The sequence below is a fragment of the Novosphingobium sp. genome (assembly GCF_965228995.1).
Lineage (GTDB): Bacteria > Pseudomonadota > Alphaproteobacteria > Sphingomonadales > Sphingomonadaceae > Novosphingobium.
In genome coordinates this window covers 3367360-3385590 of the sequence record NZ_OZ245852.1, presented here as the reverse complement: position 1 = coordinate 3385590, position 18231 = coordinate 3367360, and the positions used below count along the sequence as shown (strand labels likewise).

Annotated in this window: 13 protein-coding genes; 5 read left to right on the top strand and 8 right to left on the bottom strand. The window is 65.9% G+C overall.

Annotation, left to right across the window (positions count from 1 at the left end):
* The first annotated feature begins 147 nt into the window (after window positions 1-147).
* Complete coding sequence (locus ACO056_RS15410) at window positions 148-834, top strand: RBBP9/YdeN family alpha/beta hydrolase (RefSeq protein WP_421848288.1); 687 nt, start codon at window positions 148-150, stop codon at window positions 832-834.
* Between the two features lie 15 nt (window positions 835-849).
* Here the strand turns inward: ACO056_RS15410 and glgX are convergent, their stop codons facing one another.
* The 6 genes from glgX to ACO056_RS15380 are packed head-to-tail and all read right to left on the bottom strand — an operon-like array spanning window position 850 to window position 11577.
* Window positions 850-2598 carry a glycogen debranching protein GlgX gene (gene glgX, locus ACO056_RS15405; RefSeq protein ID WP_421848286.1) on the bottom strand — a complete coding sequence of 583 codons (1749 nt, stop codon included), beginning with the start codon at window positions 2596-2598 and terminating at the stop codon, window positions 850-852.
* A 10-nt stretch (window positions 2599-2608) separates the two neighbouring features.
* A complete protein-coding gene (locus ACO056_RS15400) occupies window positions 2609-4237 on the bottom strand; it encodes an alpha-D-glucose phosphate-specific phosphoglucomutase (protein ID WP_421848284.1) in 1629 nt (542 codons plus the stop codon).
* Window positions 4234-5700 carry a glycogen synthase GlgA gene (glgA, locus tag ACO056_RS15395; protein ID WP_421848282.1) on the bottom strand — a complete coding sequence of 489 codons (1467 nt, stop codon included), beginning with the start codon at window positions 5698-5700 and terminating at the stop codon, window positions 4234-4236. The genes ACO056_RS15400 and glgA overlap by 4 nt, the downstream gene beginning before the upstream one ends.
* Window positions 5697-6956: a glucose-1-phosphate adenylyltransferase gene (gene glgC, locus ACO056_RS15390; RefSeq protein WP_421848280.1), complete on the bottom strand. Its 1260-nt coding sequence runs from the start codon at window positions 6954-6956 to the stop codon at window positions 5697-5699. Before glgC ends, glgA begins: the two co-directional genes overlap by 4 nt.
* A 32-nt stretch (window positions 6957-6988) precedes the next feature.
* A complete protein-coding gene (glgB, locus tag ACO056_RS15385) occupies window positions 6989-9190 on the bottom strand; it encodes a 1,4-alpha-glucan branching protein GlgB (RefSeq protein ID WP_421848278.1) in 2202 nt (733 codons plus the stop codon).
* Entirely contained in the window at window positions 9187-11577 is a 2391-nt protein-coding gene (locus ACO056_RS15380; protein WP_421848276.1) for a glycogen/starch/alpha-glucan phosphorylase, read from the bottom strand. Before ACO056_RS15380 ends, glgB begins: the two co-directional genes overlap by 4 nt.
* Window positions 11578-11946: 369 nt before the next feature.
* Here ACO056_RS15380 and ACO056_RS15375 point away from each other — a divergent pair, with 369 nt between their 5' ends.
* Window positions 11947-12945 carry an NADPH:quinone oxidoreductase family protein gene (locus ACO056_RS15375; protein ID WP_421848274.1) on the top strand — a complete coding sequence of 333 codons (999 nt, stop codon included), beginning with the start codon at window positions 11947-11949 and terminating at the stop codon, window positions 12943-12945.
* A gap of 143 nt (window positions 12946-13088) precedes the next feature.
* Here ACO056_RS15375 and ACO056_RS15370 read toward each other — a convergent pair whose 3' ends face one another.
* A complete protein-coding gene (locus ACO056_RS15370; RefSeq protein WP_421848272.1) occupies window positions 13089-13373 on the bottom strand; it encodes a hypothetical protein in 285 nt (94 codons plus the stop codon).
* Between the two features lie 493 nt (window positions 13374-13866).
* On the opposite strand from ACO056_RS15370, the gene ACO056_RS15365 reads away from it, so the two are divergent.
* A complete protein-coding gene (locus tag ACO056_RS15365) occupies window positions 13867-14733 on the top strand; it encodes a p-hydroxycinnamoyl CoA hydratase/lyase (RefSeq protein WP_421848270.1) in 867 nt (288 codons plus the stop codon).
* Between the two features lie 209 nt (window positions 14734-14942).
* Window positions 14943-16355, top strand: coding sequence for a M20/M25/M40 family metallo-hydrolase (locus ACO056_RS15360; protein ID WP_421848268.1), 1413 nt, complete (start codon window positions 14943-14945; stop codon window positions 16353-16355).
* Here ACO056_RS15360 and ACO056_RS15355 read toward each other — a convergent pair.
* Complete coding sequence (locus ACO056_RS15355; RefSeq protein WP_421848266.1) at window positions 16336-16956, bottom strand: TetR family transcriptional regulator C-terminal domain-containing protein; 621 nt, start codon at window positions 16954-16956, stop codon at window positions 16336-16338. The genes ACO056_RS15360 and ACO056_RS15355 overlap by 20 nt on opposite strands.
* A gap of 62 nt (window positions 16957-17018) precedes the next feature.
* Between ACO056_RS15355 and ACO056_RS15350 the strand changes: the two genes are divergently transcribed.
* Window positions 17019-18197, top strand: coding sequence for an aromatic ring-hydroxylating oxygenase subunit alpha (locus tag ACO056_RS15350; RefSeq protein ID WP_421848264.1), 1179 nt, complete (start codon window positions 17019-17021; stop codon window positions 18195-18197).
* The last annotated feature ends 34 nt before the right edge of the window (window positions 18198-18231 follow it).

The following is an 18231-nucleotide window of genomic DNA, read 5'->3' as shown; positions in this document are numbered from 1 at the left end:
GCGCCATTTCCGCCCTGCTCCTTCGCCCCGGCGAATTCCTCGCGCACCTCGTCGCGAGCCTATTGTCTACAAATAATGTTGAGTTAATCTCGGGGCTGTCGGGACGTGTACCGAGTCGACCGGCCATTTCCTCTACGGAGACGTATTATGGCCAACAATCTCAACGCTTTGAACGATAATGCCCAGCCTGTCATTCTCACCGTGCCGGGCCTTGGCAACAGCGGCCCCGGCCACTGGCAAACGACGTGGGAAGCGCGCCTGCCGCGCTGCCGCCGCGTCGATCTGGGGCTGTGGGAAGATCCGCATCGCAACACCTGGGTCAACAAGCTCAACCTTGCCATCCAGCGCGCCGAAGGGCCGGTAGTGCTCGCCGCGCACAGCCTCGGCTGCCTCGCGGTCGCTTGGTGGGCGGAGTATGAGCAGCCCGGAAGCGCATGGGGCCTTGGCCCCGTCGATGGCGGCAAAGTCATCGGTGCGCTGCTCGTCGCCCCGCCGGATGTCGAGGACCGCCCGCTCGATCGGCGGCTGACCCGCTTCGCGCCGGTGCCGGAAAGCGCGCTGCCGTTTCCCTCGGTGCTCGTCGCCAGCCGCAATGATCCCTACCTGACGATGGCGCAGGCGCGCAGCCTTGCCCGCCGCTGGGGCGCGCGCCTCGCCGATGCGGGGGAAGCGGGGCACATCAATGCCGCGTCGGAACTGGGCGACTGGGCTTTTGGCCGCCTGCTGCTCAACACGCTGCTGCCGCAGCCGCTCCCTGTCGTGCAGGAAACGCTGCGCGGCGAGCCGTCTGTTCGCGAGGAATTCGATCCGGCGCGCATCTGGCAACGCGCCTGATCAATTTTCGGGCCCCTATCCCTCCCAGGGCCCGGCATAAGGGGCGGCGCGATCGATCCCCAATCCCGTCGATCGCGCCGCCTCGCTCCTTTCCTGCCAAACGAAGCCCTGCGTCGCCGGATCTTCCCAGCGCGGGGCATCCATCGCCGCTCCATCGAGCGCGCGCCAATCACCGCCTTCGGGAAACTGCGCCAGGTCCCGCGCCGCACGCCACGCTGCCAGCGCGGCGACATGGTCTTCCAGCGCGCGGTCACGGGCTTCCCAGTCGATCCACGTCACCGCGTTGTCCTGCGCATAGGCATTGTTGTTGCCCTGCTGGCTGCGGCCGAACTCGTCGCCAGCCGTCAGCATGATCGTGCCGGTCGAAACGAACAGCGTGCCGAGCATCGCCCGCGCCAACGCGGCGCGGCGCGCGGTCACCGCAGGATCATCGCTCGGCCCTTCCGCGCCATTGTTCCAGCTGAAGTTTTCCCCGTGCCCATCGCGATTGTCCTCGCCATTGGCGTGGTTGTGGCGATGTTCGTAGGCCAGCGTATCGGCAAGGGTGAAGCCATCGTGCGCGGCAAGGTAGCTCACCGAGCGGCAGTCCGGCCCAAAGATGTCCGATGACCCGGCAAGCCGCGTCGCCAGCACGCCCACGCCCGCATCGCCCCGCCAGAACCGGCGCACATCGTCGCGGTAGCGGTCGTTCCATTCGAGCCAGTGCGCCGGAAAGCGCCCGAGCTGATAGCCGCCCGGGCCGATATCCCAGGGTTCGGCAATCATCACCCGATCCGCCAGCCACGTGTCGGCGGCGATCTCGGCAAAGATCGGCGCATCCGCCGCAAAGCCAGGCCCGCGCGCCATCACCGTCGCCAGATCGAACCTGAACCCGTCCACCCCGCAATGCTTCACGAAGTGGCGCAAGCTCTCGATCACGAGCGCGCGCACGGCCGGATTGGCGAAATCGAGCGTGTTGCCGCAGCCCGTATCGTTGATCAGGCTGCCGTCCGGTGCGTGGGCATAGGCCGCGTTGTCGAGCCCGCGAAAGCTCAGCACCGGGCCCAGAATGTCGCTTTCGCCGGTATGGTTGAACACGAGATCGAGGATCACCCCGATCCCCCGCGCGTGGAGCGCTGCCACCGTCTCGCGCAGTTCCGCCACGCCGCCCGGGCACAGCCGCGGATCGAGCGCCATTGGCACCACCGGATTGTAGCCCCAGGCATTGCTGAGCCCCAACGGCGGCAGATGCCGCTCGTCGATCCACGCGGTGATCGGCATCAGCTCCACTGCGCTGACATGCAGCTTTTCGAGATGTGCCAGCACTGCCGGGTGCGCGAGCGCCGCCACGGTGCCGCGCTGTGCTTCCGGCACATCCGGGTGCAGCATGGTGAGCCCGCGCACGTTGGCTTCGTAGATCAATCCGCCGCGCTTGAAGACCGGCGGCTGCAGGGGCACTTCTGCCAGCGCCCCCGGCATGATCGCACGCGGCACCAGCGCTGCAGTATCCACGTCGTACGCCGCAAGCGCCGGACTATACTGGAACGCCCTGTCCAGCTCGACTGCGCGGGGATCGACCAATAGCTTGGCCGGATCGAACCACAGCCCCCGCTCAGGCGCCCATTCGCCCACTGCGCGCAGGCCGTAGCGCGTGCCGGGGGGAGGGGCCGCTAGCGCCCAGTCCTCACCCTGCCGCGCCATCGGCACGCGGGTCTCGGTCTCTCCGTCGAACAGGCAAAGCATGACCGCCTCGGCGCGCGGCGCGCGCACCGCCAAAATGCTCATACGTGCAAGGTCATGTGATCACGTCGGGCGCCGTCCGGCCGGTGCGTGCGGCGATCCCGACAATCGCCTCGGCCGCCGCAATCAGATCGCCGAGCATCGCATCGGTATCGGCATCGAGCGTGCCGCCTGCAGGCTCGTAGCGCTCCAGGTAAAGCCGCAAGGTTGCGCCTTCGGTGCCAGTGCCTGACAGCCTGAGCACGATGCGCGAGCCGCCCTCGAACAGCACGCGCAAACCCTGGTTGGCGCTGTGCGAGCCATCGACCGGATCATCGTAGGCAAAGCTGTCCGCCGCCGCGACCGTGAGCGCGCCAAAGGCCTTGCCCGGCAGCGCGGCGAACGAGGCCTCCAGCGCCGCCATCAGCGCCTCAGCCACATCCTTGGGCAGCGCCTCATAATCATGCCGTGCGTAGTAATTCCGGCCGAACCGCGCCCAGTGCTGGCGGGCAATCGCCTCCACGCTCTCGCCCCGCACCGCAAGGATGTTGAGCCAGAGCAGCACCGCCCACAGCCCGTCCTTCTCGCGCACATGGTCCGAACCGGTGCCCGCGCTTTCCTCGCCGCAGATCGTCGCCTTTCCGGCATCGAGCAGGGTGCCGAAGAACTTCCACCCCGTCGGCGTCTCGAACGCCGGAATGCCCAGCGCCTCGGCCACGCGGTCCGCCGCCGCGCTGGTCGGCATCGAGCGGGCAATCCCGGAGAGGCCCTTGGCATAGCCCGGCGCGAGGTGCGCATTGGCGGCCAGCATCGCGAGGCTGTCAGACGGGGTGATGAAGATGCCCTTGCCCACGATCAGGTTGCGGTCTCCGTCGCCATCCGAAGCCGCGCCGAACGCGGGCGCATCGGCTGAAAACATCAGGTCGAACAGCACTTTGGCATGCACGCGGTTGGGATCGGGATGGTGCCCGCCGAAGTCCTCGAGCGGGACGCCATTGTGGACCGTGCCCGGGCGGAAGCCCAGCCGCTTCTCCAGCACTTCAACCGCGTAGGGGCCCGTGACGGCATGCATCGCATCGAACGCCATGGTCAGGTCATTGGCCACCGCTGCGCGGATCGCGGGGAAATCAAACAGCGTTTCCATCAGATCCGCCCAGTCGGCCACGCTGTCGATCACCACGACCGTCATCCCCGCCACCGTCTGCACGCCCAGCGTATCGAGATCGACATCCGCCGCTTCCACCGTCAGCCAGCGGTCGATCACCTTGGTCCGCGCGAAGATCGCGTCGGTGATCGCCTCGGGCGCGGGGCCGCCATTGCCGATGTTGTACTTGATGCCGAAGTCTTCGTCCGGCCCGCCGGGGTTGTGGCTTGCGGACAGGATCAGCCCGCCGCTGGCGCCATATTTGCGGATCACGTGGCTGGCGGCTGGCGTCGAAAGAATGCCGCCTTGCCCCACCAGCACCCGGCCGTAGCCGTTGGCGGCGGCAATGCGGATCGCCGCCTGAATGACCGTGCGGTTATGATAGCGCCCGTCGCCGCCGATCACGAGCGTCGAACCCGGCGCGGGCGAGACGGCATCGAACACCGACTGGATGAAGTTCTCGGCGTAGTTGGGCTGCGCGAACACGCGGACCTTCTTGCGCAGGCCGGAGGTGCCGGGCTTCTGGTCGGAGAAGGGCGAAGAAGGAATCGTCTGGATCATGGCACTACCGTAAGGCTCTTGTAGAGGTCGGCATAGGCAAGACCGCTGCCTGCCCAGGAGAAATCCGCACCCATCCCCGCGCGCTGCAGGCTGCGCCATGCGGCGGGATCGCGGAACAGCTGCACGGTGCGGGTGAGGGCATCGGCGAGGGTCTGATAGCGCACCCCGTCAAACTGCACGCCCGTCGCCACGCTGGCCTGCCGCGCGGCAAGGTTGGCGTCGATCACCGTATCGGCGAGGCCGCCGGTGCGGCTCACCACCGGCACGCAGCCATAGGCGAGGCCGTAGAGCTGCGTCAGTCCGCAAGGCTCGAACCGGCTCGGCACAAGGATCGCGTCGCCCCCCGCCAGCATGCGGTGCGAAAGCGCTTCGTCATAGCCGATGCGCACGCCAATCCGCCCCGGATGGCGCGCGGCAGCGGCGTGGAAGCCGCTTTCCAGCGCCGCATCGCCCGATCCCAGCAGCGCCAGCCGCCCGCCGATGCCGACAAGGTGGTCCGCCGCTTCGAGCAGCACGTCCATGCCTTTCTGCCAGGTCAGGCGGCTGATCACGATGAACAGGGGGCCGTCGCCCCTTTCAAGCCCGAACTCGGCTTCCAGCGCCCGCGCGTTCGCGGCCCGTTTGCCCAGCGCCTTCGCTGTGTAAGCTGACTTCAGCGCCGGATCGCTCGCCGGGTTCCATACCGCCGGGTCGATCCCGTTGACGATCCCGCTGACATCGCCTTCCCGGGCGCGGATCAGGCCTTCCAGCCCCATGCCGAAGCCGGGTTCGCGGATCTCGCGCGCGTATGTCGGGCTCACCGTGGTGATCCGGCTGGCAGACGCGAGGCCCGCCTTGAGAAAGCTGATTCCGCCGTGATACTCGATCCCGTCGATTGCCATGGCCTGCGGCGGCAGGCCCAGCGCCGGGAACAGGTCCGCGCCGTAGTGACCCTGAAAAGCCATGTTGTGGATCGTGATGACGGAGGGCACCTGTGGCCCTGCCGGTGCAAACCGCTGGTAGGCCAGCGTCATCCCCGCCTGCCAATCATGCGCGTGGACGAGATCGAAGGAGAGGCCCTTCACTATGCCCCCCGCCACATCCGCCGCCGCGCGGCCGAAGGCGGCGAAGCGCTTCCAGTTGTCCGCCCAGTCGCGCCCGGTGGCATCGCCGTAGGGCCCGCCCTCGCGCGCGAAGAGCCCGGGCGCATCGAGCACGAGCAGCGGATGCCCCTCACCGCTACCGACCCCGAACTTGCCCGCCAACAGCCGCGCCGGTTCGCCCAGCAGGCTCTCCCACTTGTGCAGCACTTTGGGCTTCTTGCCGAGCGCTGCAGTCACCGCCGGATAGCCCGGCAGCAAGGTCGTCAGCGCCACACCGTGCGGGGCGAGCGCCTCGGGCAGCGCGCCCACCACGTCGGCAAGGCCGCCGGTCTTGACCAGCGGCACCGCCTCGGAGGCGACGGAGAGGACGCGAAGGCTCACGCCAGCCGCTCGATCATCGCCCTGTTGATCAGGCACACGCCGTTATCGGTGCGGCGGAAGCGCTTGGCATCGAGGATCGGGTCTTCACCCACCACGAGGCCCTCGGGAATGCGCACGCCGGAATCGAGGATGACGCGCTTCAGCCGCGCCCCGCGCCCGATGTTGCAATAGGGCAGGATAACGCCTTCATCGACGCTCGAGAACGAGCCCATCTTCACGCCGGTGAACAGCAGCGAACGCCGCGCGATCGCGCCCGAGACGATGCAGTCCTGCGAGATCAGCGAAGAAATCGCCATGCCGCGCCGCCCCTCGATATCGTGGACGAACTTGGCCGGTGCGGCCACGACCTGGTCCGTCCAGATCGGCCAGTCGCGGTCATACATGTTGAGCCGGGGGACCACGTCGGTCAGATCGAGGTTGGCCTCGAAATAGGCGTCCACCGTGCCGACATCGCGCCAGTATTCGCCGATCTCCTCGGCCGCGCGGATGCAGCTGTCGGTGAAGCGGTGCGCCACGGCCTTGCCGTTCTTGACGATGTCGGGGATGATGTCCTTGCCGAAATCGCGGCTGGAGTTCGGGTCGGCCGCATCGCGGCGCAGGGCTTCGAACAGGAACTTCGTCTCGAACACATAGATGCCCATCGAGGCGAGCGAGTGTTCCGGATCGCCCGGGATCGCCGGGGGATCTTCCGGCTTCTCGACGAAATCGGTGATCACCGCCTTGTCGTCCACCGCCATCACGCCGAAGCCCTTGGCTTCCTCACGCTTCACCACAAGGCAGCCGATCGTCACGTCCGCGCCGGTCGCGACGTGCTGCTGCAGCATCAGCTCGTAGTCCATCTTGTAGATGTGATCGCCCGCCAGGATAACCATGTACTTGGGCGCGTGGCTCGCGATGATGTCGAGGTTCTGGTAGACCGCGTCGGCCGTGCCTTCATACCAGGCATGCTCGGAAATGCGCTGCGAGGCGGGGAGGATGTCGAAGCTCTCGTTGCGCTCGGGCCGCATGAAGTTCCACGCGCGCTGCATGTGGCGGATCAGCGAGTGCGCCTTGTACTGCGTCGCCACGCCGATGCGGCGGATGCCCGAATTGATCGCGTTGGACAGCGCGAAATCGATGATCCGGCTGACCCCGCCGAAATAGACCGCCGGCTTGGCGCGGTTGTCGGTCAGTTCACACAGGCGGCTGCCGCGTCCGCCTGCCAGAACATAGGCCATGGCATCGCGTGCCAGCGGCTGTGCGTAAGTATCTCTCATAGCCACACTCCCCCGTTGCTACCGTTTTCTCGTTACCCTTCGAACACGAACATCATCGTCGCCAGCGGCGGCAGCACGACCATCGCCGCACCGTCTTGCGCTGTCACGCCGCCGAGATTGCCCTGGCCCGATCCGCCGTAGATACCGGCATCGCTGTTGAGCGCCTCGCGCCAGCGCCCGTCTTGCGGGAAGGGCAGGCGGTAGTGCCCATGAAGCGTCGGCGTCATGTTGCTGACGACGACCACTGTCGGCACGCCCGGCGCCCGCCTCGCCCAGGCGAAGACCGAAGCGGCGGCATCGTCCACCACCAGCCATTCAAACCCTTCGCCCTCGCAATCGCGCTGATGGAGCGCGGGCAGCGTGCGGTAGGCGTGGTTGAGGTCCTTCACCCAGCGCTGCACTCCGGCATGCTCGGGAATGTCGAGCTGCTCCCAATCGAGCCCGCGCGCCTCGCTCCATTCTCGCCCTTGGGCAAACTCCTGCCCCATGAACAGCAGCTTCTTGCCCGGATAGCCCCACATCAGCCCGTAATAGGCGCGCAAGTTTGCAAATTTCTGCCAGGCATCCACGCCGCTCATCTTGCCCAGCAGCGAGCCCTTGCCGTGGACCACTTCGTCATGGCTCAGCGGCAGCACGAAGTTCTCGCTGAAGGCATACATCAGCCCGAAGGTGATCTCGTCGTGGTGATAGCGCCGGTGCACCGCATCGCGTGCCATGTAGGCCAGCGTGTCGTGCATGAAGCCCATGTTCCACTTGAACCCGAAGCCCAGCCCCCCGCGCGGCGGACCGGCGGCATCGGTGGGGAACGTCACCCCCGGCCAGCTCGTCGATTCCTCGGCAACGGTGAGGAAGCCCGCGTGGCTTGCGTAAACCGCGCGGTTCATCGCCTGAAGGAAGCCCACCGCTTCCCAGTTCTCGCGCCCGCCTTCCGCGTTGGGGATCCACTCGCCGTCCTTGCGGCTGTAATCGCGGTAGAGCATCGAGGCGACCGCATCGACGCGCAGACCATCGACATGGTAGCGCTCGGCCCAGAACAGCGCATTGTTGACGAGGAAGCTGGAAACCTCGCGCCGCCCGAAATTGTAGATCGCGGTCTGCCAATCGGGATGGAAGCCGAGGCGCGGATCGGCATGCTCATAGAGGTACGTGCCATCGAAGCGCGAAAGGCCATGCGCATCGACCGGGAAATGCGCCGGCACCCAATCGATCAACACGCACACGCCCGCGCGGTGCGCCCCGTCGACGAAGCGGGCGAAGCCCTCAGGCTCGCCAAAGCGGGCAGACGGCGCGAACAGCCCGGTGGTCTGATAGCCCCAGCTCGGATCGAAGGGATGCTCGGAGACGGGCAGGAACTCGATATGGGTGAAGCCCATCTCGACGACATAGGGGATCAGCCGGTCGGCCAGCTCATCCCAAGAGTAGAACTCGCGCCCGTCGCCCGGCTTCTGCCATGATCCGGGGTGCACTTCGTAGATCGAGATCGGCACCCGGCGCGGATCGGTCGCGGCCCAGTGCGCGCGGTGGTCCGCATCGCCCCACGCGTGGACATCGGGCGCGTCGATCACGCTTGCCGTCGCGGGCCGGAGTTCGGAGCGGAACGCGAAGGGATCGGCCTTCAGCGGCTGCAACGCGCCGCCCGGGCCGACCACGCGGTACTTGTAGGCGCGCCCTGGCTCGATATCGGGCAGGAACACTTCCCACACGCCGATATCAGCGCGGCGGCGCATCGGATGGCGGCGCCCGTCCCAATCGTTGAAATCGCCGACCACCGAAACCAGCTCGGCATTGGGCGCCCAGACTGCGAAGTGCACGCCCCGCGCGCCTTCATGCTCGATCACATGCGCGCCCAGCTTGTCGAACAGCCTGAGGTGCGTGCCCTCGTTGATCAGGAAATCATCGAGCGGCCCCAGCACTGGCCCGAACGAATAGGCATCGGTGAGCCACCATTCGTGCGCGCCCCCTGCTGACTGGGCCGTGCAGCGGTATTTCACCGGCTGGCGCGGGCCCTTGACCACACCCTCGAACAGCCCGCGCTCGTCGATCCGCGTCAGCGTGCCCAGAAATGTTTCGTCGGGCACCTCGCCCGCCAGAGAGTGCGCTTCCGCCGTCTCCGCCCCCGGCAGCACGGCGCGGGCAAAAGCGCCGCCCGGCCCCTCGTGAATCCCCAGCAAAGCGAAGGGATCGGCATGGGTCCCGTTCAGCAGGGCCTCGAGCGCGGCGGGGGAGGGCTTCATGAGGTGGTCCCGACTCCCCAGATCTCGCGGGCATATTCGCCAATCGTGCGGTCGGACGAGAACCAGCCGACATTGGCGATGTTGCGGATCGCCTTGGCGCGCCACCCGGCCTGGTCTTCCCACATCCGGTCCACCTTGCGCTGCGCCGCGTGGTAGCCGTCGAAATCGGCCGCGACCATGAACCAGTCGTGCTCGTAGATGCCGCCCATGAGCCCGGCATAGCGCGTCGGGTCATCCGGCGAAAACACGCCCGTCGCGATGGCAGAGATCGCCTGCTGCAATTCGCGGCTGCTTTCGATCACGGCGCGGGGATTGTAGCCGCCTGCGCGCTTTTCGGCGACTTCGTCTGCCGTCAGCCCGAAGATCACGATGTTATCATCGCCCACCCGGTCCTTGATCTCGACATTCGCGCCGTCGAGCGTGCCGATGGTGAGCGCGCCGTTCATGGCGAACTTCATGTTGCCGGTGCCCGAAGCTTCCATCCCTGCGGTGCTGATCTGCTCCGATAGGTCCGCCGCCGGAATGATCCGCTCGGCCTTCGAAACATTGTAGTCCGGCATGAACACGACCTTGAGCAGCCCGCCAACCGAAGGATCGGCATTCACGCGCCGCGCGATGTCGCTCGCCAGTTTGATGATCAGCTTGGCGTTGTGATAGCTCGAAGCTGCCTTGCCGCCGAAGATCTTGACACGCGGCACCCAGTCGCGCTCCGGATGGCTCCTGATCTGGTCATAGAGCGCGACCGTCTCGACCAGATTGAGCAGCTGGCGCTTGTATTCGTGGATGCGCTTGATCTGCACATCGAACAGCGCATCGGGATCGAGCCTGAGGCCCATCGTCTGGCGCACATAGGCCGCGAGCGCGACCTTGTTGGCCCGCTTCACTTCGGCGATCCGCTCACCCAGCGCGGCATCATCCGCCAGCGCGTTGAGGTCCGCGAGGCGTTCGGCATCGTCGAGAAACGCCGGGCCGATCGCATCGGTGATCACGCTGACGAGGCCGGGATTGCATTGCTGCAGCCAGCGCCGCGGGGTCACCCCGTTGGTCTTGTTGTTGATCTTCTGCGGGTAAAGCGCGTGGAGATCCGAAAAGACGGTGCTCTTCATCAGTTCGGTATGAAGCGCCGCCACCCCGTTCACGCTGTGCGCGCCCACAAACGCAAGGTTTGCCATGCGCACGCGCCGCTCGCCCGCTTCGTCGATCAGGCTGATGGCCGAAATCGCGCGGTCGTCAGCCCCGGCCTTGCGCGCCTCACGCAGCACGCGGCTGTTGATCGCATAGATGATCTGCATGTGGCGCGGCAGCAGCCGTTCGAACAGGGGGAGGGGCCAGCTCTCTAGCGCCTCGGGCAGCAGCGTGTGGTTGGTGTAGCCGACGGTCCGCCGCGTCACGTCCCACGCCTCGTTGAAATCGAGCCCGTGGACATCGACCAGGAGCCGCATGATCTCCGCCACCGCCACGGCCGGGTGCGTATCGTTCAGCTGGATCGCCGCCTTGTCCGGCAGGCTGGCGATATCACCGTGCGTCTGCACATGGCGGCGCACGATGTCCTGGATCGAGGCGGAGGTGAAGAAATATTCCTGCCGCAGCCGCAGTTCCTGCCCGGCAGGGCTCGAGTCTGCCGGATAGAGCACGCGAACCAGCGTCTCGGCGCGCACTTCCTCGGCCAGCGCGCCGGCAAAATCGCCCGCGTTGAAGGCATCGAGCCGGATCGGATCGAGCGCGCTCGCGGTCCACAGCCGCAGCGTGTTCACCCGCTTGCCGCGCCAGCCGACCACCGGGGTATCGACCGCGGACGCCTCGACCTGCTCGGCCGGGATCCATTCGACGCGGTCGCCCTTGTCCACCACTTCTCCGCCGAAGCCGATGCGGTACGCGCTCTCGCGCCGGTCGAACTCCCAAGGGTTGCCGTGGCTCAGCCAGGTTTCCGGCAATTCCACCTGCCAGCCATCGTCGAGCCGCTGGCGGAACATGCCGTTCACATAGCGGATGCCATAGCCGTAAGCAGGGATATCGAGGCTGGCGAGGCTTTCCATGAAGCAGGCCGCGAGCCGCCCGAGGCCGCCATTGCCCAGCGCCGCATCGGGCTCCAGATCCTCGATCACCGAGAGATCGAAGCCATAGGAGCGCAGCGCTTTTTCCATCTCGCGCGTCAGCCCCATGTTGGAGAGCGCATCGCGCAGCAGCCGGCCGATCAGGAATTCGAGGCTGAGGTAATAGACCCGCTTGCCCGAAGCCTCATAGGTGCGGTGGGTCGAATCCATCCACTGGTCGATCACCTTGTCACGCAGGGCGAGAACGGTGGCGGTAAACCAGTCGTGCGGGGTGGCGGAATGGACGTCCTTGCCCACGCGGTGGCGCAGCACGTCGAGAATATGGGCCTGCATGTCGCCTGTGCCAGCACGCGGTGCGCTGGCAGCAGACTGTTCACTCTGGTCGAGGCGCACGGATCGTCACTCCCCCTGGTCGGACGCGGCAAGGCACGGGCTTCTGCGGCGGCCCTCGCCCTGGCGTCCCAATGGTGTCCGGCCTCTCCCGGTTGCTTGTCTCGCAGACTAGGCGAGGGATGCATCCGGCCGCAAGCCACCACGCACTGCGTAAGAGACCGAACCGGGACAGGAGTCCAAAGGAATACGTTTGCAATCGTTCGCAGGCGGCGCCGGAGCGGGCAACGGCACGAAGGCCGCCGATCCTTGCGGGGTCTGGACGCCGCGCACGCGTTGCGGCATCGCGTCGTCCCGGGAGAATAGCCGCAGATGAGCCAGACAACGACAATGCACGTCCTCGAAGTCCAGGCCCTTGCGCCCGATCTCGCCGGTGTCGCGCTGGCGCAGCGGCCCGTGCCGCAACCGGGAGCGGAACAGGCGCTGGTGCGGATCGAGGCCGCCGCGCTCGGCTTTCCCGACCTGCTGATGACCGAAGGGCTCTATCAGGCGAAGCCCCCGCTGCCCTTCGTGCCGGGCATGGAAGCGGCGGGCGAAGTCGTCGCGGCGGGTGAGGGCAGCCGCTGGCAGGTGGGCGCCAAGGTGATCGTCGCAACGCTCACCGGCGCAGTGGTGCAATATGGCGCCTATGCCGATGCCGCGCTGCTTCCGCTGCCTCAGGGCATGTCCTTTGCCGAAGGCGCATCGCTGCGCGCGGCCTATATCACCGCCTATACCGCAATAGCGCGCATCGGCCGCGCCGAGCCGGGCGAGACGCTGGTGGTCCACGGTGCGGGGGGCGGCGTGGGGCTGGCCGCCGTCGATCTCGGCAAGGCGCTCGGGCTCAAGGTCATCGCGGTCGCCTCCACCGCCGGGAAGCGCGAGGCGATCCAGCGCCTCTATGCTCCCGATCATGTGCTGGCCGGCCCCACCGGCCTGCGCGAGCAGATCCTCGAACTCACCGGCGGGCGCGGCGCGGACTTGGTCTATGATCCCGTCGGTGGCGATGTGTTCGACGAAGCCTGCCGCTACACCGCGTTCGGTGGCCGCCTCCTCGTCGTCGGCTTTGCCGGTGGACGCATCGCCGAAGTGCGCACCAACATTCCGCTGATCAAGGGCTTCTCGGTCGTCGGCGTGCGCGCGGGCGAATATGGGCGGCGGTTTCCTGAACGCGGCGCTGCGGACATGGCGGCGATCCTGAAGCTGGCGGAGGAGGGGCGCATTCGCCCGCACGTTCACTGCGCCGTGCCGCTCGCCGATTGGCGCGAGGCCTACCTCGCCATGCGCGAACGCCGCGTGATCGGGCGGACGGTGATCCTGCCGCAGGAGTGAGAGGAAAAGCCCTCTCCCCTTCAGGGGAGAGGGTTGGGAGAGGGGAACACGCGCACCGCCGTGCCCCTCTCAACTTCGGCTAGGCAGCAAGCTGCCAAGCCTTCGTATCTCTCCCCTGAAGGGGAGAGAGCATTTGTGCGCTGCTACTTGCTGCTGGCGAAACTCGCATTTGCAGTTCGTCCGGCCACGCCAATGGAAGAAACGAGAACAAACATCAGCACAGCTTGGCCGAAAGCCGCGTCTTGACGATCTTTCGCCAGCCTTTGCCCTGCGGCAATCGAAGCTTGATACTCCCTGCTATCGTGGTCAGGGCCTCCATCCCAGGCCGCCGTCCATTCCGTTTCCGAAAAAGGCCGAGCTTGGTGATGGTAAGTCAGGCCTGATAGCAAGGCTGCCATTGCGAAAAGGGTGGGCCAGTACCGCTTCATGGCAAGTTATTCGCAAATCTGTTTGAGGTCAGCAAGGGCAGGGCAGGTGATGATGAAGGCCCCCGAAACCAGACCAAAAAAAGGGGCCACCCGTTGCCGGATGGCCCTTTGAAAGTTTGGGAGAGGATGCCTGAAAGGCGTGTTCTAAGTGCGCTCCACCCCGAGTCTTCGCAAGTGCGAAACGCGGGGTAGTAGTTGCGATAAATGCAATCAAAGCGCCCAAATTGGCTGATTCATGCGATTTCAGGAGGTGAATTTTGCATTATTATCAATTGCTGCATTCGTATGCAGTGGTCGCTCGCAGGGTTTAAGCCATCCATCCTGTCCTTTGGTGCAGGTTTTTGGTTTGTTACGATTGAAACGGCCTGCCGGGCGTTTTTTGCCCCTCGCGCCCTGCCTGCCGAGGCCCGACATTGCGCCGACTCGGGAAGTGTTATATAGCATAACCAACCAAACCGGATTCATCCGACATGCTTACCCGAGAGGACACGCCGTGACCGACCAGACCCCGATCGCCCCGAAGCCGGAACGCGCCGAGGAGGACACCATTGCCTTCTGCGTCGAAGATGGCATCGCCTGGGTGGCCTTCAACCGGCCGGAGAAGCGCAATTGCATGAGCCCCAAGCTCAACCGCCGCATGAAGGCCGTGCTTGAGGAACTGGAATTCCGCGACGACGTGCGCGTGCTCGTGCTGACCGGCGAGGGCGAAGCCTGGACCGCGGGCATGGACCTCAAGGAATACTTCCGCGAAACCGAAGCTCTGGGCCTCGGCGCGATCCGCAAGTCACAGCGCGAAAGCTACGGCTGGTTCGAGCGCCTGCGCTGGTACGAGAAGCCCACGATCGCGATGATCAACGGCTGGTGCTTCGGCGGCGGCTATGGCCCGCTGTTCGGCTGCGACATCGCGATTGCCAGCGAGGACGCGCAGTTCGGCCTCTCCGAAATCAACTGGGGCATCCTCCCCGGCGGCGGCGCGTCCAAGGTCGCGCAGGAGCTGATGCCCTTCCGCAAGGCCATGTACCACGCGATGATGGGTGAGAACCTGACCGGCAAGCAGGCCGAGGAGCAGGGGCTCGTGACCGAAGCCGTGCCCGCCGAAAAGCTGCGCGAGCGCGTGCTGGAAATCGCCAACGCGCTCAAGAAGAAGGACAGTCACTCGCTCCGCGCGACCAAGTGGACGATGCGCCGGATGGTCGACATGACCTACGACAACGCGCTCGACTACCAGATCCGCGCGCAGGAAGCCCTCCACAGCTTCGGCGGCGCCGCTGCGCGAAAGGAAGCTACCCGCCAGTTCCTCGACGAGAAGAGCTTCAAGCCGGGTCTGGAAACGTTCGACGTGACCAAGGTCAAGGGCTGAGCCAGCCCACCCCACGCCCCGCACTCCTTTGCCATGCTCCGGTAGAGCGGGAGGGGAGAACAGTGCACAGCGCCTGGGCCCCTCCCGCCTGCGGGAGGGGCTTGGGGAAGGCCAGCGCCGCCGCCTCTGCCCGATCGGCGCAACAAAACATCTTGCGCCGCCCCGCAGACATGGCCAGCAAGGCTCCACATCAGGAGTTTCTGCGTATCATGCCCCCTATCCGTATCGCCGTCCTTGCTGCCCTTGCGTTTGCCCCGCTTCCCGCGCTCGCTGCGCCTGCCCGTCCGGCCCCCGGCCACCCCGCTGCCGAAGCGCAGGCGCTTGATCTTGGCCAACGCATCATGGCGATGCGTTCGGTGCGCGGACCCGGCAACGAAACCCCCAAGGTTGCCGCCGCGCTCCGCGATGCGCTCGTTGCAGGCGGTTTCGCCGCGAGCGATGTCGAGGTCGTGCCAGTCGATGATACCGCCTATCTCGTCGCGAAGTGGCAAGGGGGCGATCCCAAGCTCAAGCCCATGATCCTCTCCGGCCACATGGACGTGGTGGAGGCCAGACGCGCCGATTGGCAGCGCGATCCCTTCACGCCGGTGATCGAGGACGGCTACCTCTATGGCCGCGGCGCCACCGACATGAAGATCGACGTCGCGCTGATGGTGTCCTCGCTGATCGAATTGAAGCGGCAGGGCTACAAGCCCCGCCGCACGGTCATTCTCGCGCTTTCGGGTGACGAGGAAACGCTGATGAAAACGGGCCAGATGCTGGCAGAGCGCTTCGCCGGCGCGGAATTGGTACTCAACGCCGATTTCGATCTCAACGGCCAGCTCGACGAGCAGACCGGCAAGCCGCTGATGTTCGACTGGCAAGGCGCGGAAAAGAGCTACGCCGATTTCGAGCTCGAGGTCACCAACCCGGGCGGGCACAGTTCCAAGCCCAATGCCGAAAATGCCATCGTCCAGCTATCGCAGGCTCTGGTGCATATCGGTGCCTATCGTTTCAAGCCTGAGCTCAACGATCTGACCCGCGCCTATTTCGAAACCTCCGCCCCGCTGCAGTCCGATCCTGCGCTCGGTGCTTCGATGCTCGCCTTCGCCAAGGACCCTTCCGATCCTGCCGCTAGCGCCGCACTGCGCAAGGTGCCGGTGCTTTACGGTATGATGGGGACCACCTGCATTCCCACCACGATCGTCGGGGGCCACGCGGTGAACGCGCAGCCGCAGCGCGTGACGGCGGTGGTCAATTGCCGCATCTTCCCCGGTCATTCCAACGCCGAGATCATGGCGGAACTGAAGTCGGTCGCCGATGTCCCGCAGATGACCATCCGCGACATGACCGAGGGCGCCATCGCCACCGAAGCCTCGCCGCTACGGCCCGATGTGAAGAGCGCCATCGAGCGGTCGATCCGCAAGGTCTATCCCGGCATCCCGGTGATCCCGGCGATGAGCCTCGGGGCAAGTGACAACATGTGGTACCGGCACAAGGGCGTGCCCAGCTACGTGGTCAGCCCGTTGTTCGTGAAGGCCAGCGATTATCACAGCCACGGCCTGAACGAGAAGGTGCCACTGGCCAACATTCCGCCGGCGATTACCTACTACACCTCGCTCATCACTGACCTGACGAAGTAAGCGTATCGAGGAAGCGGCGCGCGATATCGCCCGCTTCCTCCGCGCTGAAGCAGCCGGGCGAGAGGCACAGCTCCAGCCATAGCCCGTCAACCAGCGCCGATACCGCGATGGCGTCGCGGCGCTGGCGCTCTGCCGGGACCCCGCAGGCCCCCAGCAGGGCTTCCAATCTTGCGCGGGACCCTGAGTATTGCTCGTCATGCTGGGCGGCTATCGCGGGCCGCGCGGTGACGAGGCTCCAGAACGCGATCCAGGTGGCCAGCAGTTGCGGATCGGCAATCGCGGGGGCAAAGCTGGCCGTCACAAAGGCATCGAGCCTTGCGCGCGGCTCTGGTCCGGCGGCGTCCACCGCATGGTCGATCGCTTCGTTCACCCGCGCTTCGACGTGTTCATAGGTTGCCGCGACAAGCGCTTCGATTCCGCTGAAATAGTGGCCAACCAGACCCGGCGAGACTCCCGCCTCCACCGCGATGGCCCGGACGCTTGCACCAGCCGCACCGAGGCGCGCCAGCACCCGCGCGCAGGCCTCGATCAGCGCCAGCCGCCGCGCATCGGGCTCGATGCGCCGGAAGGCTGGCTGGTGAGAGGCGGAGGGCGGTTTCATCTTGCACATCCTAATCGTTGTTGTACGATCGTCCAACAAGCTTTTTGACCCGGAGATTCGGCATGGGCCGCCAGTCTGCCATCGCTGCCCTGGCCGCGAGTGATCACGATCCCGATGCCGATTGGAGCCTTCCCGGCTGGCTCTACACCGATCCCGAATATCACGCGCTCGAAATGGAGCGCGTGATCCGCCCCTCGTGGCAGATCGTCTGCCACGTGAGCGATATCGCCAAGCCGGGTGACTGGCGCACGCTGGACTACATTGGCGAAAGCGTGATCGTGGTGCGCGGCGATGATATGGAAGTGCGCGCCTTCACCAATGTCTGCCGCCACCGGGCGATGCGGCTGGTCGAAGGCGCTGCGGGCTGCGCAAAGAAGCTCGTCTGCCCTTATCACGCGTGGGTCTACGAAACCGACGGCCGCCTCACCGGTGTGCCGATGAAGGGCGATTATCCCGCGCTCAAGCTGGAGGAAAACGGCCTCGCGCCCGTGACCCTCGAAGTGTGGCACGGCCTTGTTTTCGTATGCCTCAAGCCCGGAGTTTTTCCCACGGTCGCCGAGATGATGGCGCCTTACGAGGCCGAAGTCGCGCCCTACCGGATCGCGGATATGCGCACGATCAGCGATGTCGGCGTCCGTCCGCGCAACGTGAACTGGAAGAACGTCGGCGACAATTATTCGGACAACCTGCACATTCCGGTGGCGCACGACGGGCTCGTGCGGATCTTCGGCAAGTCCTATGAAATCGGCGCGGACGACTGGGTCGACCGGCTCAAGGGTGATCTCGTCGACAAGCCTTCCGGCAATTTCTGGGAGCGCTTCTATCAGGCGCATCTGCCGCGCGTGGAACACCTCCCCGAGGAAAGCCAGCGCCGCTGGCTCTACTTCAAGCTGTGGCCCAACATCGCCTTCGATATCTACGCCGATCAGATCGACTTCATGCAATGGCTGCCGATCAGCCCCACCACTTGCGTGCTGCGCGGAATGGCCTTCGCGCTGCCCGACGAAAGCCGCACCATGAAGCTGGTGCGCTATGCCAACGTGCGGATCAACCGCGTGGTCAACCAGGAAGACACCTGGCTGATCGAGCGCGTCCAGCAGGGCATGGCCTCCGAGACTTACGGCGCCGGCCCGATCGGCCGGAGCGAAGTGTGCCTGCGCAGCTTCGCCCGCAAGATCCGCGCCCTCACCCCTGAAGCAAGGCTGCACAAGGCCCCGCCGGCGGGGTGGAGCAAGGTCTAAAACCCGCTCCCCATCAGGGGAGAGGGTTGGGAGA